Here is a 23,938-nt window from a genome sequence, read left to right on the forward strand (position 1 = left end):
TGTGCTCCGTAGTCATCGACCGAGATCGGGCTCCGTTGACCAATCTGGAGCACATCTCGGTACTACGCGGGATCATGCTTCCTCCCCGATGTCCTCGGCCCACAGCTCCGGACGTTCGGCGAGCATCTTCTCCATCAGCGCCCGGCATCCCGGGTCGTCGGCGACGACGATCTCCTTGCCGAAGGAGCGCAACCAGTCCTCGCTGGCCTGGAAATTCCGGTTCTCGCCGATCACGATGCGAGGGATCTCGTACATGACGGCCGTCCCGGCGCACATGTAACAAGGCGACAAGGTCGTGTAGAGCACACTCTCGCGGTAGACGCGCGCGGGAAGCCGCCCGGCGTTCTCGATACAGTCGGTCTCGCCGTGGCGGATCGCACTGTCCATCTGGAAACGCCGGTTGCGGCCCACCGCGAGCACCTCGCCATCGCGGACCAGCACCGACCCGATCGGGACCCCTCCTTCGTCCCAGCCGATCTGGGCTTGCTCGATCGCCAGATCGAGGAAGCGACGGTCGTCATCGGTCAAGGTCATGGGAACGCTCCTTCAGAGGACAATGAGATCTAGCTCACTCCATCAGTCGCTTCCTCGACGGTCAAAGGACACTATGTCGGGTTCAAGGCCTACTCTGTTGGACATCACGTCCAGGAGGACCCATGTACGCTTCCCTCGCCGAGGTGCTGCGACTGCCCTCGTTCCGGGCTGCCGGAACGAGGGTGCTGACCGGCGACCCGGACGCCATCGACATCCGCTGGGTGCACTCATCCGAGGTCTACGAGATGAGCGGTCTGCTCGCCGGGGGCGAGCTTCTGCTGACGACCGGTCTGGGATTACACGGCGCCAATGCCGAGCAACTGGACGAGTACGTCACCTCGCTGGCCCGCGCGGGGTGCGCAGCACTCGCCCTCGAGCTCGGCCGTTCGTTCCTCGATCCGCCGGAGGCCATGGTCGACGCGGCCCGTCGCGCCGGGCTGGCGTTCCTGGTCTTCCCTCGGATCGTTCCATTCGTGCGGATGGTCGAGGATTTCCACGAGCTCGCCGTCCGCGCCCGGCTCGGTGCCGCCGAGGAGGACGCCGGGTGGGCGGGGCTGCTCGACCTCGTCGTCGAGGGTGCCGGCCCTCAGGCGGTGCTCGATCAACTGGCCCGGATCGCGGGGTGCGCCGCGGAGCTGCTCGATCCCGACGGCCATGTCGTGGAGCAGAGCCGCATCAGCACCGTGCGTCTGTACGACGGCGCGGGTGCCACCGCGCAGTTGCGGAGTCGCCACCGGATCCTCGGGACCGTGCGGTTGCTGTGCGGAACTCCTGACGCTCGCCTGAACCGGCTCGCCGACCGCGCGGCCACCGCACTCACCCTCGAGCTCGCCCGGCACCGCGAGGCCGGGTGGCGGCCGACTCTGTCCCAAGCCCTCGTCAGTGATCTGAACGCCGGGGCTCTCCTGTCCCACGACGAGATCGCCCGCCGCCTGGAGGACGCCGGCCTGGTCACGACGGGACGGCGCATCACGGCCATCGCCGCCGATCCTCACGGCGATCCCGGCGCCTGTCTCAGCCGAGTCGAGGCGGCGTGGCCGGCGCTCGTGGGACCGCTCGTGGCGGGCACCCTCGGCCATCTCGTCGTGGTCCTGCTCATCACCGGCCCCAGCACGACCCCACGGCGTCTGCGCGAGCTCCTCCGCGAAGGCCATCAGTCGCTCGGGACCAGCGGTGTCGACGTCACCATCGGAGCGGCCATGCCGTGCGACCGATTGACGGACCTTCCGGCGGCGCTCCACACGGCCCGCGATGTCGTGCGCCTCGCCGATGCCCGCGCGGGCGACACCCGGGTGCTGCTGGCACGCGATGTCGGGGTTCAGCGGCTCGTGGCCGGAGGACTGAGCGCCGATCGCATCGACGCCCTGGTGGCCGAGCAGCTCGGACCACTGCTCGCCTCAGACCGTCACAGCCAGGGATCGCTGGTGAGCACACTCGACGCGTATCTCGCGCTGGGGCGCTCCAAGACGCTCGCGGCACAGCGCCTCGGCATCCGCCGCCAGTCCCTCTACGCCCGACTGGAGAGGATCGAACGATCGCTGGGCATCTCCCTGGAGGACGCCGAGTCCGTGCTCGGCCTGCACGTGGCCCTGGTGGCGTGGCGGCTGCGCACCGGAATCGATCCGGCCGTGGGCGTCAGCCCCGGGGGCGCTCGTATGTGACGATCTCGTAGCCGTCGTACTGCTCACGCGCGACCGGCCGCCACGGGCCGTCGATCGGGGCGAACCACGCATCGCCCTCAGGTGCCTGGGCGACATGCGTGACGACGAGACGGTCGACGACACCGGCCTCGCGAGCGGCGGCGTAGACCTGGGCGCCACCGATGATGAACGCGTCGTGGTCGAGCTCGTGGGCGACGCGCAGCGCGGCATCCAGGTCGTGGACGACGCGGACGTCCGCGTGGCCCGGATCCCAGGACTGGTCGCGGGTCAGCACGATCGACGTACGCCCCGGCAGCGGGCGGCCGATCGAGTCGTACGTGGCGCGGCCCATGACCAGAGGATGGCCCCAGGTCAGCTCCTTGAACTGGACTTGATCGCCCGTCCGCGGCCACGGCATCTGACCATCGCGGCCGATCACTCCGTTCGCGCCGATCGCCACCACCAGCGTGGTGCGAGGCAGGTGCTCATCGCTCATACCGCGACGGGAGCCTTGATCGCCGGGTGCGGATCGTAGCCGACCACGTTGACGGACTCGATGGCGAAGTCCTCGATCGAGCGGACCGAGGGGTCGAGCTCGAGTCGCGGCAACGGACGCGGCTCGCGCGTGAGCTGCTCACGCGCTTGGTCGAGGTGATTGAGGTACAGGTGGGCGTCGCCGAGGGTGTGCACGAAGTCGCCGACCTCCAGACCGGTGACCTGGGCGACCATGTGTGTGAGCAGGGCGTAGGAGGCGATATTGAACGGCACGCCGAGGAAGACGTCGCCCGAGCGCTGATAGAGCTGGCACGAGAGCTTGCCGTCGGCCACATAGAACTGGAAGAAGGCGTGGCACGGAGCCAAGGCCATCTCGTCCAGGTCGGCGACATTCCAGGCGCTGACCAGGTGACGCCGCGAGTCCGGATCGCGACGCAGGTTCTCGATCACCCGGGCCAGCTGGTCGATGTGGCGGCCGTCGGGAGCCGGCCACGAGCGCCATTGGCGACCGTAGACGGGACCGAGGTCGCCGTTCTCGTCCGCCCACTCGTCCCAGATCGAGATCCGGTTCTCGTGGAGATAGCGCACATTGGTGTCACCGGAGATGAACCAGATCAGCTCCCCCACGATCGAGCGCAGATGGACCTTCTTGGTGGTGACCAGGGGAAAGCCCTCGGAGAGGTCGAATCGCAGCTGATGCCCGAACACGCTGAGGGTGCCGGTACCGGTGCGATCGGACTTCTCGGTGCCGTCGTCGAGGATGCGCTGAACGAGATCGAGGTAGGCCCGCATGGCGTTCAGCCTACCGCTCGGCGGCGACATTCCGACGGCCTCGCCGCGTGCCGTGGGATACTGGCGCGCATCCGTCGAGGAGGGGAACCCATGGACGAGCGCCACACCCAGCAGGTCCGGCAACTGCGCGGCCTCGTCATCACCCAGCTGGTCACCACCACGGCATTGTCGGCCATCCTCGCGTTCGCCCTCGGCGGCACAGGAGCATCGTTCCCTCCCCTCTGGGCGGTCGGCGGACTGGCTGCCGTCCTCGTCGCCGCCGTCGTCGACGTCGAGAGGTCGTGGACCCGGATCCCGCCGCTCTCACCCGGCCTGGACGCCGACGCCGCGCTGGACGCCTCACTCGCCCACTACCAGCGCCACCTCGCACGTGCTCTGTTCGTGCTCGAGATCCCGCTGCTGCTCGCGATCCTCTATGCCTTCGTGATGCCGTACGGCGGCTGGACGGTGATCGTCGTCGCCATCGCGACCGTCGTGGCCATCGCTGTCGAAACCTGGCCGACGGTGCGCAACACGACCAGAGTGGCCACGGCCCTGGAGGCGGAGGGCACCCCGTCGGGACTCGTCGAAGCCTTCGACTCGTGATCATGAGCCGGTTCGCCGTGTGACAGACTCGGGAACATGACCGAGCCCACGCCATCGGGTCGCGACGCGCTACGCACCCTGCTGATGTCTCTGCTGACCGCCCCGGTCTTCATCGTCATCGCGGTCTTCCTCATCGTCGGGGGCATCGGCGACCACGAGCTCCCGCCGGTCTGGCTCACGGTGGGCCTGTTGGCTCTCGTCGCGGCGGCGGTAGGACTCGCGCGCTTCCTGGGCGACCAGCTTCCGGCCATCGCGATCGGGACGGCCCGTGACGAGGCCATGGCGCGGGCCCTGAACGCGTTCCGCGCCAATGTGATGGTGCGGTACGCCGTCTTGGAGGCACCCGTGCTGATCGGCGTCGTCGTGAGCTTCCTCGTCGACCACGGGGCCTGGCCGCTGCTCATCGCGGGCGTGCCGAGCATCATCGCGATGTTCGCGCTGCTCTGGCCCTCCGAGGCCTCCTTCGAGAGAGCGGAGCGCCGCCTGGACCGCGACGGCGGACGCTCCTATCTGCGCGAGGCGTCGTGAGCGGGTCGCGGGCATGACGACCGCTGATGTCAGCGCCAGGCTCGCCTGGCCCGACGACGTCGAGGCGATCGCCTCCCTCCAGGCCGAGTCGTGGCGGGAGAGCTTCGCCGACGTGCTGGGCGACCAGCTGGACGCCCTGCGTCCCCACGACCTCGCCGAACGCTGGCGACAGACCATCGCGGCTCCACGCGACGCACGACAGCGCGTTCTCGTGGCACTCGAGCGGGCGACGATCCGCGGCTTCGCGCTCGTCCACCCCTGCCATGACGAGGACTCCGACCCGGTAGCCGACGGCGAGATCGGCGAGTTCGTGATCGACGCCCGTCACCGCGGGGCAGGCCATGGTTCGCGGTTGCTCCAGGCCTGCGCCGACACCTTGCGCGCCGATCGATTCACGCGCGCGGTCTGGTGGCTGAGCTCGACCGACGATGCCACCCGAGCGTTCGCGACAGCTGCGGGATGGGCTCCCGACGGCGCGCACCGTGAGCTGGCGGCCGAGACCGGCGCGACACTTCGACAGGTCAGGCTGCACACGGGGCTGGCGTGACCGCTGCCTCATCCGACCGCGCGATCATCACCGACTCGCTGGGAGTGGGTCTTGCCACCGGTGCCTACGGCATCTCCTTCGGTGCCCTCGCCACCGCCGCCGGCCTGAGCGTCTGGCAGGCCTGCGCGATGTCGCTGCTCATGTTCACCGGTGCCTCGCAGTTCGCCTTCGTCGGCGTCATCGCCTCGGGCGGATCACCGTTCGCCGGTGCCGTCACCTCGGTGCTGCTCGGAGGCCGGAACCTGTTCTACGGTCTGAGCCTCGCCCGCCTGCTCGATCTGCGGGGCTGGCGACGTCCTCTCGCCGCTCACGTCGTGATCGACGAATCGACCGCGATGGCGGTCACACGGGCGACACCGCATCAGGCTCGCGTCGCCTTCTACTGGACCGGCGGCGGGATCTTCGTCCTGTGGAATCTGTTCACCTTCATCGGTGCGCTGGCCGGCACGGCCATCGGCGACCCGCGCGACTTCGGGCTCGACGCCGCTGTGGGTGGGGCCTTCCTCGCACTGCTGTGGCCGCGGCTCGACTCGGCGCTCACCCGCCTCGTCGCACTGCTCGGCGCCGCGGTCGCGCTAGGGCTGGTGCCGCTCTCCCCCGCCGGCGTTCCGATCATCGTCGGCGGCGGCATCGCGCTCCTCGCGGGTCTGCTGCTGCAGAGCCGGTTCGGCGGGCGCGATGACTGAGCTGTGGATCGGGCTCCTGCTCACCGCGGCGGGCTGTTACGCGCTCAAGCTCGCCGGGTTGTCGCTTCCCGCCCGCGTCCTCGACCACCCGATGACCGTGCGAGCCGCCGCCCTGATCCCAGTCGCGCTGCTCGGCGCTCTGGTCGCGGTGCAGGTGGTCGGCGATGGCAGCGTGCTGACTCTGGACGCGCGGCTGGCAGCGCTGGGGGTGGCAGCGCTGCTGCTGTGGTGGCGGATGCCCTTCCTCGTGGTGGTCGGCGCGGCAGCCGCGAGCGCCGCCCTCCTCCGCCTCCTGGCCTGATCCCCTCCCACCATCTGGACGCCACGGCCCTCCGGGCCCGACTTTTGTCCACTTGTGGCCCGTTCTACTCGTGAGTAACGGGCCACAATCGGCCACATCTGGGCCCGGCAGGTCAGGTGGGGTCGTCACCGACGCGGATGAGGAGCTTGCCGAAGTTGCGGCCCGTCAGGAGACCGCGGAAGGCCTCGGGAGCCTGATCGAGACCCTCGACGATGTCCTCGCGATACCGCACCCGACCATCGCCGACCCATGCGGTCATATCGCGGACGAAATCCTCATGGTGGCTCTCGATGAACTCGTCCTGGATGAAACCGCGAATCGTCAGCCGGTCGACCAGGATCCGATGCAGGAAGTCCGGGGCCAGCCGATCGGCGTCCGCGAGTCCGTCGACCGCGTTGTAGCCCGAGATCACCCCGCACACCGGCATCCGCGCGAAGGGATTGAACCGGTCGATCACGGCATTGGTCACCCGGCCGCCGACGTTCTCGAAGTACACGTCGATACCGTCCGGGGTCGCCCCCGCCAACCGCTCGACGAAATCAGGAGCCCGGTGATCAACGGCGGCATCGAAACCGAAGTCGTCGATCAGCGCCGCGCACTTCTCGGGACCTCCGGCGATGCCGACCGCCCGCGCGCCCTTGACCCGCGCGATCTGTCCGACCGCCGAACCGACCGGCCCGGTCGCCGCCGCGACGACGACCGTGTCCCCCTCCTGCGGATGTCCGATCCCCAGCAAGCCGCCGTACGCGGTGAAGCCGGGCATGCCGAGCACACCGAGCGCCGTCGTGATCGGCGCGGCCGACGGATCGAGCTTGCGGGTGTGCTTGCCCTGCACGACCGCGTGGGTCTGCCATCCGGTGAAGGCAAGCACGATATCGCCGACAGCACGACGGTCGGAGGCCGACTCCACGACCTCGCAGACCGTCTGCCCGAGCATCACATCGCCGATGTCCAAGGGCTGTGCATAGGACTTGGCATCGCTCATCCGCCCCCGCATATAGGGATCCAGTGACAGATAGATCGTGCGCAATAGGACCTGCCCCTCCTGCAGCTCCGGGAGGTCGCGGGTGGTGAACTCGTAGTCGTCGTCGACCGGCTCTCCGATCGGACGTCGGGCGAGGCGGATCTGGCGTGTCTGCATGACGTGCTCCTGAATCAATCGGTGAGGCCGAGAACGGTGTCCAGGCCGACGGTGACACCCGGCCGAGCGGTGACACCGCGCAGGGCGGCCACTACACCGGGCATGAAGCTCTCGCGGGTGGACGAATCGTGGCGGATGCCGAAGATCTCTCCCGGATCGCCGAAAAGAACCTCCTGGGAGGCGATGAAACCGCGCGCGCGGACCGCGTGCACCGGGATTCCGTCGACCTTCGCGCCCCGTGCGCCATCGGGATCGCTGGTGGTGGCATCGGGCAGCGGCGCCGAGCCGGCCTCCCGGCGAGCAGCGCCGATCATCTCCGCGGTCCGCACTGCCGTGCCCGAGGGGGCGTCCACCTTGTCGGGGTGGTGCATCTCGATGATCTCGACGGACTCGAAGAAGGGTGCCGCGACGGCCGCGAAACGCATCATGAGCACCGCGCCGATCGAGAAATTCGGCACCACGAGGATGCCGATTCCCTCGTGATCCGCAGCGAGTTCACGCAGCCGCGCAATCTTCTCATCGTCGAAGCCGGAGGTGCCGATGACCACGTGGATACCCCGCTCGACACACCAGATCACCTGGTCCATCGCGACATCGGGGGTAGTGAACACCAGCGCGGCCTCGGCTCCGGACTCCGTGAGCGCCTCGATGGCGTCGTCCTTGTCCACCGCGGCGACGAGGTCCAGGTCGTCGGCGGCCTCGATCGCCTCCACCGATGTCGATCCCATGCGTCCGCGGGCGCCCAGCACAGCCACTCGTGTCATGCCTCGATCGTAGGAGTGAGCGAGTCGAGAAGGTCCGGCGGGTGCGCGCACCATCGTCGAGCGGTAGGCCATCAACCTCATCAGCTCCGCAAAAGGTTGACGAGGCACCTTCACGGTCCCGGAAAGGTTGAGGGCGTACCGCCCCTGCCTCCGTGACGTTGATGGCACACCGCCCGACAGACGCAGCTACCGCCAGATACGGCGGCGCCCCGAGCAGCGAGTGCTCGGGGCGCCGTCGTGGAGCCGGATCAGGCCTCGGCCGGAGCCTCCTCGGCTGCCTCGGTCTTCTCGACGACCGGGATCAGCGAGAGCTTGCCGCGATCGCCGACCTCGGCGATCTCGACCTGGATCTTCTGGCCGACCGAGACGACGTCCTCGACGTTGTTGACCCGCTGACCGTCGTTGAGGTCGCGCAGCTTGCTGATGTGCAGCAGCCCGTCCTTGCCCGGCAGCAGCGAGATGAACGCCCCGAAGTCGACCGTCTTGACGACCGTGCCGAGGTAGCGCTCGCCGACCTCGGGCATCGTCGGGTTGGCGATCGCGTTGATGGCGCTCTTGGCCGCCTCCGCCGCATCGCCACCCTCGGCGCCGATGAACACGGTGCCGTCGTCGTCGATCGAGATCTTGGCGCCCGTGTCGTCCTGGATCTGGTTGATCATCTTGCCCTTGGGGCCGATGACCTCGCCGATCTTGTCGACCGGCACCTTGATCGTGATGATGCGCGGCGCGTACGGGCTCATCTCGTCGGGCTCGCTGATCGCCTCGGCCATCACATCGAGGATGGTGAAGCGGGCCTCGCGGGCCTGCGTCAGGGCACCGGCGAGGACATCGGCGGGGATGCCGTCGAGCTTGGTGTCCAGCTGCAGGGCGGTGACGAACTCGCGCGTACCGGCGACCTTGAAGTCCATGTCGCCGAAGGCATCCTCAGCACCCAGGATGTCGGTGAGCGTGACGTACTGCGTCTGCCCATCGACCTCACCGGAGATGAGGCCCATCGCGATGCCCGCGACCGGGGCGCGCAGCGGCACACCCGCGTTCAGCAGGCCGAGGGTCGACGCGCACACCGAGCCCATCGAGGTCGAGCCATTGGAGCTGAGGGCCTCGGAGACCTGACGGATCGCGTAGGGGAACTCCTCGCGCGTCGGCAGCACCGGCATCAGAGCACGTCCGGCAAGCGCGCCGTGACCGATCTCACGACGCTTGGGCGAACCCACCCGGCCGGTCTCACCGGTCGAGAACGGCGGGAAGTTGTAGTTGTGCATGTAACGCCGCGTCGTCTCGGGCGAGAGCGTGTCGAGCTTCTGCTCGAGGTCGAGCATGTTGAGCGTGGTGACACCGAGGATCTGCGTCTCGCCACGCTGGAAGAGGGCAGAGCCGTGCACCCGCGGGATGACGCCGACCTCGGCGCTCAGCTCGCGGATATCGGCCAGTCCGCGGCCGTCGATACGGACCTTGTCGCGCAGCACACGTTCACGCACGAGCGACTTGGTGAGCGTACGCAGCGAGGCACCCAGCTCCTTCTCACGGCCCTCGAAACGGCCGGCGAGCTGCTCGACGACCTTGGCCTTGATCTCAGACTCACGCGCCTCGCGGTCGGCCTTGCTGACGATCGTCAGCGCCTCACGCAGGTCATCGCTGGCAATCTCGGCGACTGCCTCGTAGGCGTCGTCCTCGTGGTCGAGGAAGACCGGGAACTCCCGGACCTCCTTGGCCGCGGCATTCGCGAGCTCGGCCTGGGCCTCGCACAGCTGGCGGATGAAGGGCTTGGCTGCCTCGATGCCGCCCGCGACGATCTCCTCGGTCGGTGCCTGGACTCCGCCCTGCACGAGCTCCCAGGTGGCCTCGGTGGACTCCGCCTCGACCATCATGATCGCGACATCGTCGCCGGCGACACGGCCGGCGATGACCATGTCGAAGACCGCGTTCTCGAGCTGGCTGTGCGTCGGGAAGGCCACCCACTGGCCGTCGATCAGCGCGACGCGCGTGGCGCCGACGGGGCCGTTGAACGGCAGACCGGAGATCTGCGTCGACGCCGAGGCGGCGTTGATCGCCAGCACGTCATAGGGCGTGTCCGGGTTGAGGGCCATCACCGTGATGACGACCTGGACCTCGTTGCGCAGGCCCTTCTTGAAGGTCGGGCGCAGCGGACGGTCGATGAGCCGACAGGTGAGGATGGCGTCCTCGCTGGGACGGCCCTCGCGACGGAAGAACGAACCGGGGATGCGTCCCGCGGCGTACATGCGCTCCTCGACGTCGACTGTGAGCGGGAAGAAATCGAAGTGGTCCTTGGGCTGCTTGCCCGCCGTGGTGGCGCTCAGCAGCATGGTGTCGTCGTCGAGATAGGCGGCGACCGAACCGGCGGCCTGACGAGCCAGCAGGCCCGTCTCGAACCGCACGTTGCGGGTACCGAAGGAGCCGTTGTCGATGACGGTCTCGACTGAATGGACAGTCTGATCGGACATGAGAGTCCTCTCCGCAGGCGAAGCCTGCTGTCAGGACGAGGCGGCCTGACAGGGCCATGTGGCCGATCGCCGGTCTTCGATCGAGGCCCTCGGAACCCTCAGGCTCCGCGGGCCACTACCGAGGACCGAGCGTGACGGGCCGACCTCGTCGGTGGTGTTCAGTTGTGCGAAAGCGGCCGCCCCGGAGTAGGGACGGCCGCATCAGCGGGTCAGCGGCGCAGGCCGAGACGATCGATCAGCGAGCGGTAGCGCTCGATGTCGTTGTTCTGCAGGTAGTTGAGCAGACGACGACGCTGACCGACGAGCAGCAGCAGACCACGACGGCTGTGGTGATCGTGCTTGTGCTCCTTGAGATGCTCGGTGAGCTGCGCGATGCGCTTGCTGAGCAGCGCGACCTGAACCTCAGGAGAGCCGGTGTCGCCCTCGCTCAGCGCGTACTGCTTGATGATCTCGTCCTTGGGCAGGTCTGCGACGGTGGGCGCAGCAGTCTTCTTCGACACTGTTCTCCTCTGGGTTCACTCGTTGCACGGCGCGCCCGGGCCTGTTCACCGGGGCACTGGAATCCGTGGCCGTTCTGACGGCATCAGCCAGGATACCAGCGCGTGCCGACGGGACGTTAATCGAGGACGCGGCGGGTCGCCGTGACATCGGCCTCCATCTGGAGCACGAGGGCGTCGACGGAGTCGAAGGCCACCATCGCTCGCAGACGCTCCACGAGCTCGACGCGCACGGCCTCGCCGTAGAGCTCCAGGTCGTCCCGATCGAGCACGTAGGACTCCACGCGCCGGCCGGCGACCCCCTCGAAGGTCGGGTTGGTGCCGATGGAGATCGCCGCGGGCAGCCGCTCTCCCCCGGCGCGCACGAGCCGGCCGGCGTAGACACCGTCGGGCGGAACCGCGTACGACTCGTCGACCGGTACGTTCGCGGTCGGGAAGCCCAGCTCGCGCCCCCGCTGGTCGCCCCTGCTCACGATGCCGCTGACTTCGTGCGGACGGCCGAGGATCGAGGCCGCCGTCGGCAGATCGCCCTCCGCGATCGCCTGACGTGCGCGCGTGGACGAGAACACCTGGCCGTCACCGGCGAGAGACCAGCCGTCGACGCTGAACCCGGCGTGTCGCCCTGCTTCCCGCAGGGTGCCGACCGTGCCCGCGGCGCGCCGCCCGAAGCGGAAGTTCTCCCCGACGATCAGCTCCTGGCAGTGCGTCTGGTCGACGATGACGCGGTCGATGAACTCCTGGGGGCTCCAGGCGGACATCTCGGCCGAGAATGCCAGTACCCGGACCTCCTCGGCGCCGTGGTCGCGCAGTAATCGGACGCGTCGCTCCAGCGTCGTCAGCCGGGCGGGTGCCTTGTCCGGTGCGAGCACAGCGACCGGATGGGGATCGAAGGTGATGGCGACCGGGGTGGCGCCGCTTGCCGCGGCTCGCGCGTGCACGGCCGATACGACCTCTTGGTGGCCTCGATGAACGCCGTCGAAAACACCGATCGTCACCACGCTCGGTCCGCCGATCGGGTCGGTCGAGGCCCCATCGGTCGCTTTCCAGATCGCCACCAGGCCACTGTAGTCACGCACCCCGGCACTCCCCGGCCCGGGTTGTACAGGTCAGAGCAGAGGTTTGAGCGGCTTGAGCACCCACTCGTAGAGACGGCCCACGGTCGCGCGACGGTGCCATGCCTCGGCCGTGAGACGCTCGGCCTTGGCGGCATCCTCGGCGAACACCGAACGCATACCGCGGGCGAAGCCCCCGTCGATGATCTCGATGTTGATCTCGTAATTGCCCGTGAGGCTCAGACGGTCGATATTCGCCGTGCCGATCGTGCTCCACTCGCCGTCGATCGTGGCGGTCTTCGCGTGCACCATGTGATCGGAATAGCGCCAGATCTCGACGCCGGCGTCCAGCAGCCGGTTGAAGTATCCACGGGCCAAGAAGTCGGCGATGACATGGTTCGACACCTTGGGCAGCAGGATGCGCACCTGCACGCCCCGCCGCGAGGCGTCGATGAGCCCATCGAGGATGTCGGTGTCGGGGATGAAATAGGCCGTCGTCAGCTCGATGGTCTTCTGCGCCCGATCGATGGCCTCCAGATACATACCGCGGATCGGGAAGATCAACTGGCGCGGGACATTGCGATGGGCACGGATCTCCGGATCCCACGTCGGCCGGCTGACCTGCTCGATACGCTCCTTCGGACGGTGGATGTTCCAGAAGTCGACGAAGGCGTTCTCCAGATCCCACACGGCGGTGCCGCTGAGCGCCAGATGCGTGTCGCGCCACTCATCCTCGTAGAGCTGACCGACGTTGTAACCGCCGACGAAGCCGATGGCATCGTCGACCACGAGGATCTTGCGGTGGTCACGTCCGTAGTTGCGGGGGTTCCAGAACCGCAGGCCCGATGCCAGCACGGGATACCGCATGACGCGGACCGAGGGACCGAAGCGGAAGAAGCTCGGCTTGACGACGAGGTTCGCGAAGCCGTCGTAGATCACGTAGACCTCGACGCCGCGGTCCGCCGCGTCGTTGATCGCTTGCTTGAAGCGGCGTCCCATCGCATCGTCCTTGACGATGTAGGACTCGAACAACACGCGCCGGCGGGCCTGCTCGATCGCGGCGAGCATGTCCTCGTACAGCGGGGCACCGCTCACATAGACATTCGCCTCATTGGACTCCCCCACGCCGAAGGTCCTCGGCTCGACCCGTGGCAACGGCTGGGTGCCCTTGCCACGGAGGAGCTTGCGCACCTTGGTCGCCGTCATGAGCGACGCCACCGCGGCGACCTGGACCACGAGGAAGCCGAACAGGAAACGGCGCAGTACCTGACGAGGGGAAAGCGTCGACCAGGTCATGTCGGTCAGCCTATCTGTGCTCAGACGAACCGGCCCGGTCGGCCTGAGAGTGACGCTGCCAGGGCCCGCGACTCAGACGAACACGGCCACGGCGCGCGCAGCCGCACCGCGCTGCTCGTACAGCGCCAGGAAACGGCCGTCCGCCCCGAACAGCGCCGTCGGCGGTCCGATGGACGGTAGGCGGATGTCCTCCAGCGCCCGGCCGTGCTGGGCGAGACGGCTCTGGTCCTCGTCGAGGACCAGGATCTCGAAGGCGGCTCGCGCAGCATCGTCCAGCCCGACGATCTCCCACCGCTCCGCCAGCTGGTCCAGCGTGCGCGCCCGGTCGATCCCGAACCCGCCGACGCGCGTGCGGCGCAGCATCGTCAGATGCCCGCCGACGCCGAGCGCGTCGCCGAGATCGCGGGCCAAGGCCCGGACGTAGGTGCCGCTGGAGCACGCCACGCGCACGTCGACATCGATCGTGCGCTCCGCCTGCCGAACACCCGTGACCTCGAAGGTCGAGACGGTCACCGGACGCGCGGGGATCTCGACCTCCTCGCCGGCCCGCACACGTGCGTAGGAACGTCGTCCGTCGATCTTGATGGCGGAGACCTTCGAGGGCACCTGCTCGATCTCGCCGGTGAGCGGTCGCATCGCCGCCTCGATCTCGTCGCGGACGAGCCCCGAGGCGTCCGCGGTCGTGACGACCTCCCCCTCGGCGTCATCGGTGACGGTCGACTCCCCCAGCCGGATGGTCGCCAGGTACTCCTTGTCCGCGAGCTGCAGATGACCGAGCAGACGCGTGGCACGGCCGATGCCGAGCACGAGCACGCCGGTGGCCATGGGATCGAGGGTCCCGGCGTGTCCGACCTTGCGGGTCTGGGCGAGCCGCCGCATCCGGCCGACCACATCGTGCGATGTCCAGCCCGCGGGCTTGTCGACGATCGCCAAGCCCCCGCGTGCGCTGGACTGCGTCACTCGTCCTCGTCGTCGTGGGTCTTGTACGGATCGGCGTCGCCGGCGTACTGGGCCCCGGCCGCCCGTGCGGCGACCTCGGCATCGGACTCCCTGGCTCGCGCCAGGAGCTCCTCGATCTCGCGCGCCTGCTCCGGCACGGCGTCGAGGAAGAACTCGATCGTCGGCGTGTGGCGCAGCCCGAGCTGCTTGCCGACCTCCGAGCGGATCAGGCCCGTCGCGCTCGTGAGCGCCGCTGCCGTCCCGTCGCGCTCGGCCTCGTCGCCCATGACGGTGTAGAACACCGAGGCGTGCTGGCCGTCGCCGGTCAGCCGGACATCGGTGATGGTGATGAACCCGATGCGCGGATCCTTGATCCGTCGCTCGAGCAGCCCGGCGACGATCGTCTTGATCCGGTCGGCGATCTTCGCATTGCGTGGACTGGGCATGGTGGTCTCTCTTCTCTCACTCTCCCCGTGAGTGTGACGTTTGGACGGCGAAATCGGAGGATTCACCGTCCAAACGTCACACTCAGCGAGTCGCGAACCTCAGTCGCGGGGCTTCTCGCGGAGCTCGAAGCTCTCGACGATGTCGCCGATCTTGATATCGCCGTAGTTCCGCAACACCAAGCCGCACTCGAAGCCCTCGCGGACCTCGCTGACATCGTCCTTCTCGCGCCGCAGGCTCGACAGGTCGAGGTTGTCGGCGACGACATTGCCGTCGCGCAGCAACCGCGCCTTGGCATTGCGCCGGATCGTGCCGCCGACCACCATGCAGCCGGCGATATTGCCGATCTTGGACGAGCGGAAGATCTCGCGGATCTCCGCCTGACCGAGCTGGTGCTCCTCGTAGATCGGCTTGAGCATGCCCTTGAGTGCGGCCTCGATCTCTTCGATCGCCTGGTAGATGACCGAGTAGTACTTGATCTGGACGCCCTCACGGTCGGCCATCTCGGTCGCCTTGCCCTGCGCACGGACGTTGTAGCCGACGATCACCGCATTCGACGCGGTGGCCAGGTTCACATTGGCCTCAGTGATCGCACCGACACCGCGGTCGATGACCCGCAGGTCGACCTCGTCACCGACATCGATCTGGCTGAGCGAGTCCTCCAAGGCCTCGACCGAACCGGAGCTGTCGCCCTTGAGGATGAGCAGCAGCTCGGTGGTCTCGCCCTTCTCGACCTCGCGCATGAGGTCCTCGAGGGTACGACGGCCGCTGCGCTTGGCCAGCGCCGCGTTGCGCTCGCGGGCCTCACGCTTCTCAGCGATCTGACGAGCGATGCGATCGTCGTCGACGGCCATGAAGTTGTCCCCGGCTCCGGGAACCGCCGTCAGACCGAGCACCAGCGCCGGCCGCGAGGGCGGCGCCTCCTCGATGCTGTCGCCGAACTCGTCGAGCAGGGCACGCACACGGCCGAAGGCCGAGCCCGCGACGATCGTGTCGCCCACGCGCAGCGTGCCGCGCTGAACGATCACGGTCGCGACGGGGCCGCGACCACGGTCGAGGTGCGCCTCGATCGCGAGACCCTCGGCGTTCTGATCGGGATTCGCTCGCAGATCCAGCGACGCATCGGCCGTCAGCACGATGGCTTCCAGCAGCTGCTCGAGGCCCGTGCCGGACTTGGCCGAGACGTCGACGAACATCGTGTCGCCGCCGTACTCCTCGGGCACGAGTCCGTACTCGGTGAGCTGGCCGCGCGCCTTGCTCGGATCGGCATCGGGCTTGTCGACCTTGTTGACCGCCACGACGATCGGCACACCGGCCGCCTGGGCGTGGTTGAGCGCCTCGACCGTCTGCGGCATGACGCCGTCATCGGCCGCGACGACCAGCACCGCGATGTCCGTCGCCTGCGCACCACGGGCACGCATGGCGGTGAACGCCTCGTGACCGGGGGTGTCGATGAAGGTGATCGGACGCTCGGTGTCGTCGACCTCGGTCGTGACCTGGTAGGCGCCGATCGACTGCGTGATGCCGCCGGCCTCCTTGGCCACCACATTCGCGTTACGCAGGGCGTCGAGCAGCTTGGTCTTGCCGTGGTCGACGTGACCCATGACGGTGACGACCGGGGGCCGCGGCGCCATGTCGGCGTCGTTGCCCTCGTCCTCACCGAACTCCAGTGAGAAGGACTCCAGCAGCTCGCGGTCCTCGTCCTCGGGCGACACGACCTCGACGTTGTAGTTCAGCTCCTCACCGAGGATCTGCAGCGTCTCGTCGTTGACCGACTGGGTCGCGGTGACCATCTCACCGAGGTGGAACAGCACCTGCACCAGCGACGCGGCGTCGACGCCGATCTTCTCGGCGAAGTCGGTCAGCGAGGCACCGCGCGCGACGCGGACCGTCTCGCCGTTGCCCTTGCGGACCCGCACACCGCCGATCGCCGGCGCCTGCATCTGGTCGAATTCCTGGCGCTTGGCGCGCTTGCTCTTGCGTCCACGACGCGGCGGACCACCGGCGCGCCCGAAGGCACCCTGCGTGCCACCGCGGCCACCGGGACCACGACCGCGCCCGGGAGGACCGGAGAAGCCACCACCGCCGCCGGGACGGGGAGCTCCTCCGCCGCCACCGCCGGGACGATTTCCGGCACCGGGACGACCTCCGCCGGGTCGACCGCCGGGACGGCCGCCCTGACGTGCGTCAGGCCCGCCGACGGCCGAGCGCTTGGGCATCATCGCGGGGTTGGGACGCGGCATGCCGCCCGGACGCGGCGCACCGGCACCGTCGCCCTGACCCTGTCCCTGACCACGTCCGGCCGGCGGACGCGGCGGGCGATCCTGCTGCATGCCCTGCTTGGACGAGAACGGATTGTTGCCGGGGCGAGCGTTTCCCGAGCGGGGGCCGGGGCGCGGCCCACCGGGCTTGGGACCACCCGGACGGGGCCCGGGTGCCGGGGCATTGGACGCGGGAGCGTCAGCCTCGGGCGGCTTGGGTGCCGCCGGGCCGGGCTTCGGCGCGGCAGGACCCGGCTTGGGCGCCGCGGGGCCGGGCTTCGGCGCGGCCGGACCGGGCTTGGGCGCGGCAGGCGCATTGCTCTCGCTCGCGACACTCTCGGTCGCGACGCTCTCCTGCTGAGGCGGGGCGCTCGGCGCAGCCGACTCGGCGGGAGCCGGGGTGCTCGCGGGGGCGTCCTTCTTCGGCGCGGCCTTCTTGGCCCCGCCCTTCTTGGCGCCCATCTCGCGCAGCTTGTCGCCGTGCTCGTCGTTGAGGCGACGCACGACCGGCGCCTCGACGGTCGACGAGGCGGACTTCACGTATTCGCCCATGTCCTTGAGGGTGGACAGGACGACCTTACTGGGGACTCCGAACTCGCGTGCGAGCTCGTGGACTCTGACAGCCACTCTTCTCCTTCAGGGGGTCCAGCCCTGAAGGGGGCCGGACCTAGTTGACGTACAGGCTCATTGCGAGGTACTCATCGAGTGCTCATGAGCGTGTGCTCCGTTTTCGGTCGGGAGGCGTCCGGTCGGACGCCTCGTGGTCAGGTGCTCCGGTCACCAGGGTTCACGATCAGCGATCGCAGCGCTTCGATCTGCGGGTGGCCTTCACGACGAAGGGCCCGACCGAAAGCGCGGCGACGGACCGCGAGCTCCAGGCACTCGGACGACGGATGCAAGTGTGCACCGCGCCCGGGCAACATGCCATCGGTGTCCGGGACGACCGAGAAACTACCATCGCTCGCGCCCGGCCGTGCGACGACACGCACCAGAGTGGACTTGTCCGCACGCTCACGACAACCGATGCACGTGCGGATCACCGACGACAAGTCTAGCCGTTGGTCGAAACGTCCGTGGCAGCGGCTTGCCCCGTCGGCTCGGTATCGGGTCGGATGTCGATCCGCCAACCGGTCAACTTGGCGGCCAGCCGGGCGTTCTGTCCCTCGCGTCCGATCGCGAGCGAGAGCTGGAAGTCCGGCACGACGACCCGGGCCGCCTTCGCTGCGGCGTCCAGGATCGTGACGCTGGTGACACGCGAGGGCGAGAGCGCCTGCGCGATGAACTCGGCGGGATCGTCGCTGTAGTCCACGATGTCGATCTTCTCGCCGTGCAGCTCGCTCATCACATTGCGCACGCGCTGTCCCATCGGGCCGATACACGCTCCCTTGGCGTTGACGCCCGAGACCGTGGGCCGGACCGCCACCTTCGTGCGGTGCCCCGCCTCCCGGGCGATGGCCGCGATCTCCACCGAGCCGTCGGAGATCTCCGGGGACTCCAGCGCGAACAGGAGCTTGACAAGATTGGGGTGCGTGCGCGATACCTTGACCCTCGGTCCGCGAGGCGAGCGCTCCACCTCGTACACATAGGCCTTGATCCGCTCACCGTGGGAATAACGCTCCTCGGGGACGCGCTCGGTCGCCGGCATGACCGCCTCGATGGATCCGAGATCGATCATGACGTCACCGGGGCGACGCCCCTGCTGGATCACACCGGACACCACGTCACCGACGCGGCCGGAGAACTCCCCGTACGTGGCCTCGTCCTCGAGATCGCGGAGCCGCTGCATGATGAGCTGGCGCGCGACGGTGGCAGCGAACCTGCCGAAGTCCTCGGGCGTGTGGTCGAACTCCTCGCTGAAACGCTGCACGGGAGCTTCGTCCTCGCGATCTGCGGGCGCGTCGGTGAGGCGTTCCTTCGCCCAGACCGTGACATGGCCGCTCGTGCGGTCGAGCTCGACGCGGGCGTGATGGTGGGCATCGGCGGTCTTGTGATACGCCGAGAGCAGCGCGGTCTCGATCGCCTCGACCACGACCTCGAGCGAGATCCCCTTCTCTCGCTCCAGCAGTCGCAGGGCGCTCATGTCGATGTCCATCAGACGTCCTTCCGATTGAGTTCGATCTCGATGACGGCGCGCTCGATATCGCCGTAAGCGTAACGAGTGGGCACGCCACCGCGCAGCAGATCGACGCCGGACTCGTCGCTGTCGCCGATGCGAGCGGTGACGGTGGCGCCGTCGGTCGTCGTCACGTGGACGAGCCGGTCGTGGTTGCGTCGCCAGTGCCGGGGGGCGGTCAGGGGGCGGTCGGCGCCACGCGAGGTCACCTCGAGTGTGTACGGGGCCTGGCCCATCGCGTCGGTGGCGTCCAGGGCCGCCGACACCGCCCGGGTGGCCTGAGCGATCGCATCGATGCCGACGCCACCGTCACGGTCGACGGCGATCACCAGGCGCCGGTGCTTGCCCTGGCCGACGACCTCGACCGACTCCAGGTCGAGCCCGAGATCGGCGACCACCGGCGCGACGACCCTCTCAAGCTCGCTCATACGGTCCCTCCCCCCGCGATGGCCGCGGCGGTGGGCTCGGAGGCGCCGCTTCCCTCGATCGACTCGCTTCGCTCGGTCATGCCGGAGACGCCCCTATTCAGTTCGATGGCCACGACGGTCCTACGTGGCACCATCGTAGCGGTCCCGGACGGTCCACTAGGCTGCGACCGTGACCAGCCGACGTGTGCTCTTGGGAGGCGGAATCGCCGCCGGTGCCGTCGTGGCCCTCGGGGCCACCGGCCGCCTCGATGACGTGGTGCGCGGCGTCGGCGTCAAGCCTCGTCCGCGGCCGGTCCACGCCGACGTCAGCTTGGTGCGCGCCGTCCTCGTCGATCAGCAGCGGGTGCTCTCGATCGCGCGGGGAACCTCAGGTGCCGAGGACGTCGCCGAGGTGCTCGAACAACACATCGTCCAGCTCGGAGGGACGCCCAGTGGCGCGACCGAGGCGGGAGCCCTGTCGACCGCGCTCGGCGAGGCGGCGGATCATCGTGCCGCCGACGCACTCGCCGCGACGTCACCCGATGTCGTGCGGGTGCTGGCCTCGATGGCTGCCGGTCTCGACCAGCTCTCAGCGACCTGGGAGGGTGCCTGATGAACGAGGCGGAGGCCTTGCGCTGGCGTGTCTGGCTGGAGCTCGAGATGGAAGCGGTCTGGCTCTATCCCGTGATCGCCGCGCGCTTCGATGCGCTGCGCGCGGCCGCCACCGCGGCGTACGAGGCGCACAGCGATCTTCGCGATGCCCTCGTGTCGGTGCTGGCCGATGCCGATATCGAACCTCCCGGCCCCCTCGTCAGCTACGAGGTCGGCGAGCTCGGCTCGCCCGAGGACGCGCAGGACGTCGCCGCGCGGCTCGAACAGCGGCTGTGCGCCTCGATCGCCGCTCTGACCGGCGAGGTCGACGGCGAGGAGCGCGAGCGAGTGGTGCGCGAGCTGCGCACCACCGCTGTGCGGGCCGTCTCGTGGGGCGCGTCCCCCGAACCCTTCCCCGGCCTCGACTGAACCGTCCTGCGTCCCGTCCCAGATCTGGCCAGTTGTGGCCCGTTCACGTACCGGAAAACGGGCCACAAACGGCCAGATCCTCGGCCCTGGCATCGACACATCCGATGGGTGAGACGATCTCGCCTACCGGACAACGGTCTCCGGCCCCTCGACTTCTGGCCAGTTGTGGCCCGTTCCAGGTGCTCGAAACGGGCCACAACTGGCCAGATCTGGGACCGGAGGTCTCAGGGAGGGAGGGTCAGGCAAGGGTGGCGACGAGGTCGGCCAGGGGTACGTCGCGACGGTCGCCGGTGGCGCGGTCCTTGACCTCGACGACACCGTCGGCCAGACCCTTGCCCACGACGACGATGGTCGGTATGCCGATCAGCTCGGCGTCCTTGAACTTGACCCCGGGCGAGACCTTGGGGCGATCGTCGTAGAGGACCTCCACGCCCGCGGCCTCCAACCGCGCCACGAGATCGGCCGCCGCCTCGAACTGGGCCGGGTCCTTGCCCGCCACCACCAGGTGGACGTCGAAGGGCGCGATGGCCGCGGGCCAGACGATCCCCTTGTCGTCATAGGAGTTCTCGATCACGGCAGCTACGGCACGTGAGACACCGAAGCCGTACGACCCCATCGCCACCGTGACCAGTTTGCCGTTCTCGTCGAGGACCTTCAGGCCCAGCGCCTCGGCATACTTGCGGCCGAGCTGGAAGACGTGGCCCATCTCGATGCCGCGGGCCAGCTCCAGGGGTCCGCTGCCGTCCGGAGCCGGATCCCCCGCCTTGACCTCGGCGGCTTCGATCGTGCCGTCCGCGGTGAAGTCGCGACCGGCGACCAGATCGATCACATGCGAGCCGGGCATGTTCGCACCGGTGACCCAGCGGGTCCCCTCGACGACCCGGGGGTCGACGAGGTAGCGGATACCCGTGGCTCCCTCGGCGCCGAGGACGCCCGGCCCGATGTAGCCCTTCACCAGATCGGGGTAGCGCTCGAAGTCGGCATCGCCGAAGGGCTCGATATCGGCTGGAGCGACCTGGCTTTCCAGTCGCTTCATGTCAACCTCGCGATCGCCGGGGATGCCGATCGCGAGCGGCTCGGAGGCGCCGTCGGGATATCGCAGCATGACCAGCACGTTCTTGAGCGTGTCGGCCGCCGTCCAGGCACGGTCGTCACGAGGGAACCGCTCGTTCAAGTGATCGACGAGGGTCTCGATGGTCGGGGTGTCAGGGGTGACCTCCGCGTGGGCGGCCGGCGCGTCGTCGTAGGGCTGCGGGGCAGGGACCACGGTCGTCACCGCCTCGACATTCGCGGCGTACCCGCCCGGAGATCGCACGAAGGTGTCCTCCCCCGTGTCGGCGACCACCAGGAACTCCTCACTCGCCGACCCGCCCATCGCGCCGGAGTCGGCGTGCACGACCGCGTACTCGAAGCCGAGCCGGTCGAAGATACGGACGTAAGCGGCCCGGTGCGCCTGGTACGACCGCTCCAGGCCGGCATCGTCGATATCGAAGGAGTACGAGTCCTTCATGATGAACTCGCGTCCACGCAGGATGCCCGCGCGGGGACGGGCTTCGTCGCGATACTTGGTCTGGATCTGATAGAGGCTCAGCGGCAGGTCCTTGTACGAGGAGTACAGGTCCTTGACCAGCAGGGTGAACATCTCCTCATGTGTCGGGCCGAGGAGCAGGTCGGTCCCACGTCGATCCTGGAGACGGAACAGATTGGGTCCGTATTCGGTCCACCGATTCGACGCCTCATAGGGTTCGCGCGGCAGGAGTGCCGGGAAGCGCACCTCCTGCGCGCCGATCGCCTCCATCTCCTCGCGCACGATCGCCTCGACCTTCGCGAGCACGCGCAGGCCGAGCGGCAGCCAGGAGTAGATGCCCGGCGCGACACGACGCACGTAGCCGGCGCGGACGAGGAGCTTGTGGCTCGGGACCTCGGCGTCGGCGGGGTCGTCGCGGAGCGTGCGGACGAAGAGCCGTGACATGCGCATGGCACGAGGGTAGCGACCGCGCCGCCCGCTCCCCCGACCGCATCGCGCCCCGGAGCGGTGACCTACGCACCTCTCGCCACGTGCAGCGGTGCGTCCGGCACCTCTCACCTCCTCGGAGGGGTGCGTAGGTCACCGCCCGATGACGGGAGGGGTGCGCAACCCACCGCCCGATGACGGGAGGGGTGCGTAGGTCACCGCTCGAGGAGGTCAGGAACGGGCGCGAAGCGCGGCGCGGATGAGCGGCCACTGCAGTGGGAGTCGCGCGACCGTCCCGACCTTGAACGCGGTAGAGGCCCGTGGGCTGCGGACGACATCGACGGCCATCTGCACGTTGGCCGGGAAGACCGCCGCCAGCAGGCCGGCCGCCGCCAGGCCGCCGAACCGGCGCGTCCGCGGCAGGGCCAGCAGACCCGCGCACACCAGCTCCGCGGCTCCCGATGCGTAGACCAGCTCGGTCTTCGCGGGCAACACCTCGGGCACGATCCGCGCGAACGGCTCCGGCTTCACGAAGTGCACGACACCGGCGCCCGCCAGCAGGGCGACGAGACCCATCGTGTCCTTGCGCATGCTCGTTCCTCTCACATCAGGACGGTGGCGAAGGTCGACACCTGGCGGAATCCGACGCGTTCGTAAAGGCGCCGGGCGGGAGTGTTGTAGTCGTTGACGTACAGCGTGACAGCCGGGGCGAAGCTGCGTCGCGCGCGGTAGACCACTCCGGCGAGGGCACGCTCGGAGACCCCCTCGCCTCGTCGGCGAGGCGTGACCCACACCCCCTGCAACTGGCAGGCGGCGTGGGTGTGCGCGCCGACCTCGGTCTTGAACACGACCTGGTCGCCTTCGATGATCGCGTAGGCGCATCCCTCCGCGATGAGCTGCGCCACCCGCGCACGGTAGCCTCCGCGATCGCCGATGGTCGGGTCCACGCCGACCTCCTCGGTGAACATCGCGACGCTGGCGGGAAAGAGGACATCGAGCTCGTCGACCGCGACCGGCCGCACGCGATCGTCCGCCGCCAACGGGCTGTCGCCGTCGAGCACGAGAAAGGGCTGGTCGAGCCGCTCGGAACGCGCCTCGCCCCAGGTGGGCCGCAGGCGCCTCCAGAGGGGCACGACGACCTCGGCCGGCCCGACGAGCGAGCGAGAACGCGCGTCGCGCCGGACGAGCCGCTCGGCGAAGGCCTCCACAGCCTCCTCGGTGGCCTCCACCGGCACGACATTGGCACCGACGTGACAGGCCGACACGAGGCGCTCGCGCTCGAAGTACCCCCAGATCTGAGCCCCGAGCCAGCGCTGATCGATGCCGGCGGACGCGACCCGGTGACGCACGAACACATTGGCCAAGGGGTCGCGATCCAGCAGCCCGAGCAGGTCGGGAAGGTCGTGGCGCGACAGAGAACGGACGTAGGATGCGCCCGCAGCCACCTCGGTCATGGCTCGGAGCCTAGCCGAGTCGCGAC

General features: G+C 68.8%; 26 protein-coding genes. 8 read left to right on the forward strand and 18 right to left on the reverse strand.

Annotated elements, in window-relative coordinates; genetic code table 11:
- Window positions 1-72: 72 nt before the first annotated feature.
- Complete coding sequence (locus FNM00_RS02880; RefSeq protein ID WP_143911516.1) at window positions 73-534, reverse strand: nucleoside deaminase; 462 nt, start codon at window positions 532-534, stop codon at window positions 73-75.
- 122 nt (window positions 535-656) lie between these two features.
- On the opposite strand from FNM00_RS02880, the gene FNM00_RS02885 reads away from it, so the two are divergent.
- Window positions 657-2,195, forward strand: coding sequence for a helix-turn-helix domain-containing protein (locus tag FNM00_RS02885; protein WP_143911517.1), 1,539 nt, complete (start codon window positions 657-659; stop codon window positions 2,193-2,195).
- Here FNM00_RS02885 and FNM00_RS02890 read toward each other — a convergent pair.
- Both FNM00_RS02890 and FNM00_RS02895 read right to left on the reverse strand, forming a co-directional pair.
- Window positions 2,170-2,670 (reverse strand): dihydrofolate reductase, encoded by a 501-nt coding sequence (locus FNM00_RS02890; RefSeq protein ID WP_143911518.1) that lies wholly within the window; start codon window positions 2,668-2,670, stop codon window positions 2,170-2,172. The genes FNM00_RS02885 and FNM00_RS02890 overlap by 26 nt on opposite strands.
- Window positions 2,667-3,461 carry a thymidylate synthase gene (locus FNM00_RS02895; RefSeq protein ID WP_143911519.1) on the reverse strand — a complete coding sequence of 265 codons (795 nt, stop codon included), beginning with the start codon at window positions 3,459-3,461 and terminating at the stop codon, window positions 2,667-2,669. Before FNM00_RS02895 ends, FNM00_RS02890 begins: the two co-directional genes overlap by 4 nt.
- Before the next feature lie 90 nt (window positions 3,462-3,551).
- On the opposite strand from FNM00_RS02895, the gene FNM00_RS02900 reads away from it, so the two are divergent.
- Genes FNM00_RS02900 through FNM00_RS02920 form a run of 5 tightly spaced genes read left to right on the forward strand, consistent with a single transcriptional unit; the run spans window position 3,552 to window position 6,108 of the window.
- Window positions 3,552-4,046, forward strand: a complete 495-nt coding sequence (locus FNM00_RS02900; RefSeq protein ID WP_143911520.1) for a hypothetical protein — start codon at window positions 3,552-3,554, stop codon at window positions 4,044-4,046.
- A gap of 36 nt (window positions 4,047-4,082) precedes the next feature.
- Window positions 4,083-4,574: a hypothetical protein gene (locus FNM00_RS02905; protein ID WP_143911521.1), complete on the forward strand. Its 492-nt coding sequence runs from the start codon at window positions 4,083-4,085 to the stop codon at window positions 4,572-4,574.
- Between the two features lie 13 nt (window positions 4,575-4,587).
- Entirely contained in the window at window positions 4,588-5,121 is a 534-nt protein-coding gene (locus tag FNM00_RS02910; protein WP_143911522.1) for a GNAT family N-acetyltransferase, read from the forward strand.
- The gene (locus FNM00_RS02915) at window positions 5,118-5,807 is read left to right on the forward strand and encodes an AzlC family ABC transporter permease (RefSeq protein ID WP_143911523.1); all 690 of its coding nucleotides are present in this window, start codon (window positions 5,118-5,120) and stop codon (window positions 5,805-5,807) included. The genes FNM00_RS02910 and FNM00_RS02915 overlap by 4 nt, the downstream gene beginning before the upstream one ends.
- Window positions 5,800-6,108, forward strand: a complete 309-nt coding sequence (locus tag FNM00_RS02920; RefSeq protein WP_143911524.1) for an AzlD domain-containing protein — start codon at window positions 5,800-5,802, stop codon at window positions 6,106-6,108. Before FNM00_RS02915 ends, FNM00_RS02920 begins: the two co-directional genes overlap by 8 nt.
- A 112-nt stretch (window positions 6,109-6,220) precedes the next feature.
- Here FNM00_RS02920 and FNM00_RS02925 read toward each other — a convergent pair whose 3' ends face one another.
- The 12 genes from FNM00_RS02925 to rimP form a co-directional block, all read right to left on the reverse strand.
- Complete coding sequence (locus tag FNM00_RS02925; RefSeq protein ID WP_143911525.1) at window positions 6,221-7,249, reverse strand: NADP-dependent oxidoreductase; 1,029 nt, start codon at window positions 7,247-7,249, stop codon at window positions 6,221-6,223.
- Window positions 7,250-7,263: 14 nt separating this feature from the next.
- Window positions 7,264-8,013 carry a 4-hydroxy-tetrahydrodipicolinate reductase gene (gene dapB / locus FNM00_RS02930; protein ID WP_143911526.1) on the reverse strand — a complete coding sequence of 250 codons (750 nt, stop codon included), beginning with the start codon at window positions 8,011-8,013 and terminating at the stop codon, window positions 7,264-7,266.
- A 248-nt stretch (window positions 8,014-8,261) separates the two neighbouring features.
- On the reverse strand, window positions 8,262-10,475 hold the full coding sequence (locus FNM00_RS02935) for a polyribonucleotide nucleotidyltransferase (RefSeq protein ID WP_143911527.1): 2,214 nt from the start codon (window positions 10,473-10,475) through the stop codon (window positions 8,262-8,264).
- A 209-nt stretch (window positions 10,476-10,684) separates the two neighbouring features.
- On the reverse strand, window positions 10,685-10,939 hold the full coding sequence (rpsO, locus tag FNM00_RS02940) for a 30S ribosomal protein S15 (protein ID WP_143912047.1): 255 nt from the start codon (window positions 10,937-10,939) through the stop codon (window positions 10,685-10,687).
- Window positions 10,940-11,091: 152 nt separating this feature from the next.
- Window positions 11,092-12,027, reverse strand: a complete 936-nt coding sequence (locus FNM00_RS02945) for a bifunctional riboflavin kinase/FAD synthetase (protein ID WP_246065043.1) — start codon at window positions 12,025-12,027, stop codon at window positions 11,092-11,094.
- A 51-nt stretch (window positions 12,028-12,078) separates the two neighbouring features.
- Window positions 12,079-13,320 carry a phospholipase D-like domain-containing protein gene (locus FNM00_RS02950; protein ID WP_221933559.1) on the reverse strand — a complete coding sequence of 414 codons (1,242 nt, stop codon included), beginning with the start codon at window positions 13,318-13,320 and terminating at the stop codon, window positions 12,079-12,081.
- A 72-nt stretch (window positions 13,321-13,392) separates the two neighbouring features.
- Window positions 13,393-14,280 (reverse strand): tRNA pseudouridine(55) synthase TruB, encoded by an 888-nt coding sequence (truB, locus tag FNM00_RS02955; protein ID WP_143911528.1) that lies wholly within the window; start codon window positions 14,278-14,280, stop codon window positions 13,393-13,395.
- Window positions 14,277-14,705, reverse strand: a complete 429-nt coding sequence (gene rbfA, locus FNM00_RS02960; protein WP_143911529.1) for a 30S ribosome-binding factor RbfA — start codon at window positions 14,703-14,705, stop codon at window positions 14,277-14,279. Before rbfA ends, truB begins: the two co-directional genes overlap by 4 nt.
- Before the next feature lie 99 nt (window positions 14,706-14,804).
- Window positions 14,805-17,591, reverse strand: coding sequence for a translation initiation factor IF-2 (gene infB, locus FNM00_RS02965; RefSeq protein ID WP_143911530.1), 2,787 nt, complete (start codon window positions 17,589-17,591; stop codon window positions 14,805-14,807).
- 137 nt (window positions 17,592-17,728) lie between these two features.
- A complete protein-coding gene (locus tag FNM00_RS02970) occupies window positions 17,729-18,004 on the reverse strand; it encodes a YlxR family protein (RefSeq protein WP_281281071.1) in 276 nt (91 codons plus the stop codon).
- Window positions 18,005-18,015: 11 nt separating this feature from the next.
- Entirely contained in the window at window positions 18,016-19,056 is a 1,041-nt protein-coding gene (gene nusA, locus FNM00_RS02975) for a transcription termination factor NusA (protein WP_143911531.1), read from the reverse strand.
- A complete protein-coding gene (rimP, locus tag FNM00_RS02980; protein WP_143911532.1) occupies window positions 19,056-19,505 on the reverse strand; it encodes a ribosome maturation factor RimP in 450 nt (149 codons plus the stop codon). The genes nusA and rimP overlap by 1 nt, the downstream gene beginning before the upstream one ends.
- 169 nt (window positions 19,506-19,674) lie before the next feature.
- Here rimP and FNM00_RS02985 point away from each other — a divergent pair, with 169 nt between their 5' ends.
- Both FNM00_RS02985 and FNM00_RS02990 read left to right on the forward strand, forming a co-directional pair.
- Window positions 19,675-20,097, forward strand: coding sequence for a hypothetical protein (locus FNM00_RS02985; RefSeq protein ID WP_143911533.1), 423 nt, complete (start codon window positions 19,675-19,677; stop codon window positions 20,095-20,097).
- Entirely contained in the window at window positions 20,097-20,504 is a 408-nt protein-coding gene (locus FNM00_RS02990; RefSeq protein WP_143911534.1) for a DUF4439 domain-containing protein, read from the forward strand. The genes FNM00_RS02985 and FNM00_RS02990 overlap by 1 nt, the downstream gene beginning before the upstream one ends.
- Before the next feature lie 238 nt (window positions 20,505-20,742).
- Here FNM00_RS02990 and FNM00_RS02995 read toward each other — a convergent pair whose 3' ends face one another.
- The 3 genes from FNM00_RS02995 to FNM00_RS03005 form a co-directional block, all read right to left on the reverse strand.
- Window positions 20,743-22,476 carry a proline--tRNA ligase gene (locus FNM00_RS02995; RefSeq protein WP_221933588.1) on the reverse strand — a complete coding sequence of 578 codons (1,734 nt, stop codon included), beginning with the start codon at window positions 22,474-22,476 and terminating at the stop codon, window positions 20,743-20,745.
- A gap of 213 nt (window positions 22,477-22,689) precedes the next feature.
- Window positions 22,690-23,049: a DoxX family protein gene (locus FNM00_RS03000; protein WP_143911536.1), complete on the reverse strand. Its 360-nt coding sequence runs from the start codon at window positions 23,047-23,049 to the stop codon at window positions 22,690-22,692.
- 11 nt (window positions 23,050-23,060) lie between these two features.
- Entirely contained in the window at window positions 23,061-23,912 is an 852-nt protein-coding gene (locus FNM00_RS03005) for a GNAT family N-acetyltransferase (RefSeq protein WP_143911537.1), read from the reverse strand.
- Window positions 23,913-23,938: the final 26 nt, after the last annotated feature.

It is taken from the genome of Aeromicrobium piscarium, assembly GCF_007421815.1.
GTDB lineage: Bacteria > Actinomycetota > Actinomycetes > Propionibacteriales > Nocardioidaceae > Aeromicrobium > Aeromicrobium piscarium.

Bases quoted from the DNA above. Each gene is read 5' to 3' on its own strand.
- nusA (WP_143911531.1), bottom strand. From the start codon at position 19,056: ATGGACATCGACATGAGCGCCCTGCGACTGCTGGAGCGAGAGAAGGGG.
- FNM00_RS03005 (WP_143911537.1), bottom strand. From the start codon at position 23,912: ATGACCGAGGTGGCTGCGGGCGCATCCTACGTCCGTTCTCTGTCGCGC.
- FNM00_RS02900 (WP_143911520.1), top strand. From the start codon at position 3,552: ATGGACGAGCGCCACACCCAGCAGGTCCGGCAACTGCGCGGCCTCGTC.
- FNM00_RS02920 (WP_143911524.1), top strand. From the start codon at position 5,800: ATGACTGAGCTGTGGATCGGGCTCCTGCTCACCGCGGCGGGCTGTTAC.
- rimP (WP_143911532.1), bottom strand. From the start codon at position 19,505: ATGAGCGAGCTTGAGAGGGTCGTCGCGCCGGTGGTCGCCGATCTCGGG.
- FNM00_RS02895 (WP_143911519.1), bottom strand. From the start codon at position 3,461: ATGCGGGCCTACCTCGATCTCGTTCAGCGCATCCTCGACGACGGCACC.
- FNM00_RS02890 (WP_143911518.1), bottom strand. From the start codon at position 2,670: ATGAGCGATGAGCACCTGCCTCGCACCACGCTGGTGGTGGCGATCGGC.
- dapB (WP_143911526.1), bottom strand. From the start codon at position 8,013: ATGACACGAGTGGCTGTGCTGGGCGCCCGCGGACGCATGGGATCGACA.
- FNM00_RS02910 (WP_143911522.1), top strand. From the start codon at position 4,588: ATGACGACCGCTGATGTCAGCGCCAGGCTCGCCTGGCCCGACGACGTC.
- FNM00_RS03000 (WP_143911536.1), bottom strand. From the start codon at position 23,049: ATGCGCAAGGACACGATGGGTCTCGTCGCCCTGCTGGCGGGCGCCGGT.
- FNM00_RS02880 (WP_143911516.1), bottom strand. From the start codon at position 534: ATGACCTTGACCGATGACGACCGTCGCTTCCTCGATCTGGCGATCGAG.
- FNM00_RS02990 (WP_143911534.1), top strand. From the start codon at position 20,097: ATGAACGAGGCGGAGGCCTTGCGCTGGCGTGTCTGGCTGGAGCTCGAG.
- FNM00_RS02950 (WP_221933559.1), bottom strand. From the start codon at position 13,320: ATGACCTGGTCGACGCTTTCCCCTCGTCAGGTACTGCGCCGTTTCCTG.
- FNM00_RS02905 (WP_143911521.1), top strand. From the start codon at position 4,083: ATGACCGAGCCCACGCCATCGGGTCGCGACGCGCTACGCACCCTGCTG.
- FNM00_RS02995 (WP_221933588.1), bottom strand. From the start codon at position 22,476: ATGTCACGGCTCTTCGTCCGCACGCTCCGCGACGACCCCGCCGACGCC.
- FNM00_RS02885 (WP_143911517.1), top strand. From the start codon at position 657: ATGTACGCTTCCCTCGCCGAGGTGCTGCGACTGCCCTCGTTCCGGGCT.
- FNM00_RS02935 (WP_143911527.1), bottom strand. From the start codon at position 10,475: ATGTCCGATCAGACTGTCCATTCAGTCGAGACCGTCATCGACAACGGC.
- rbfA (WP_143911529.1), bottom strand. From the start codon at position 14,705: ATGCCCAGTCCACGCAATGCGAAGATCGCCGACCGGATCAAGACGATC.
- FNM00_RS02925 (WP_143911525.1), bottom strand. From the start codon at position 7,249: ATGCAGACACGCCAGATCCGCCTCGCCCGACGTCCGATCGGAGAGCCG.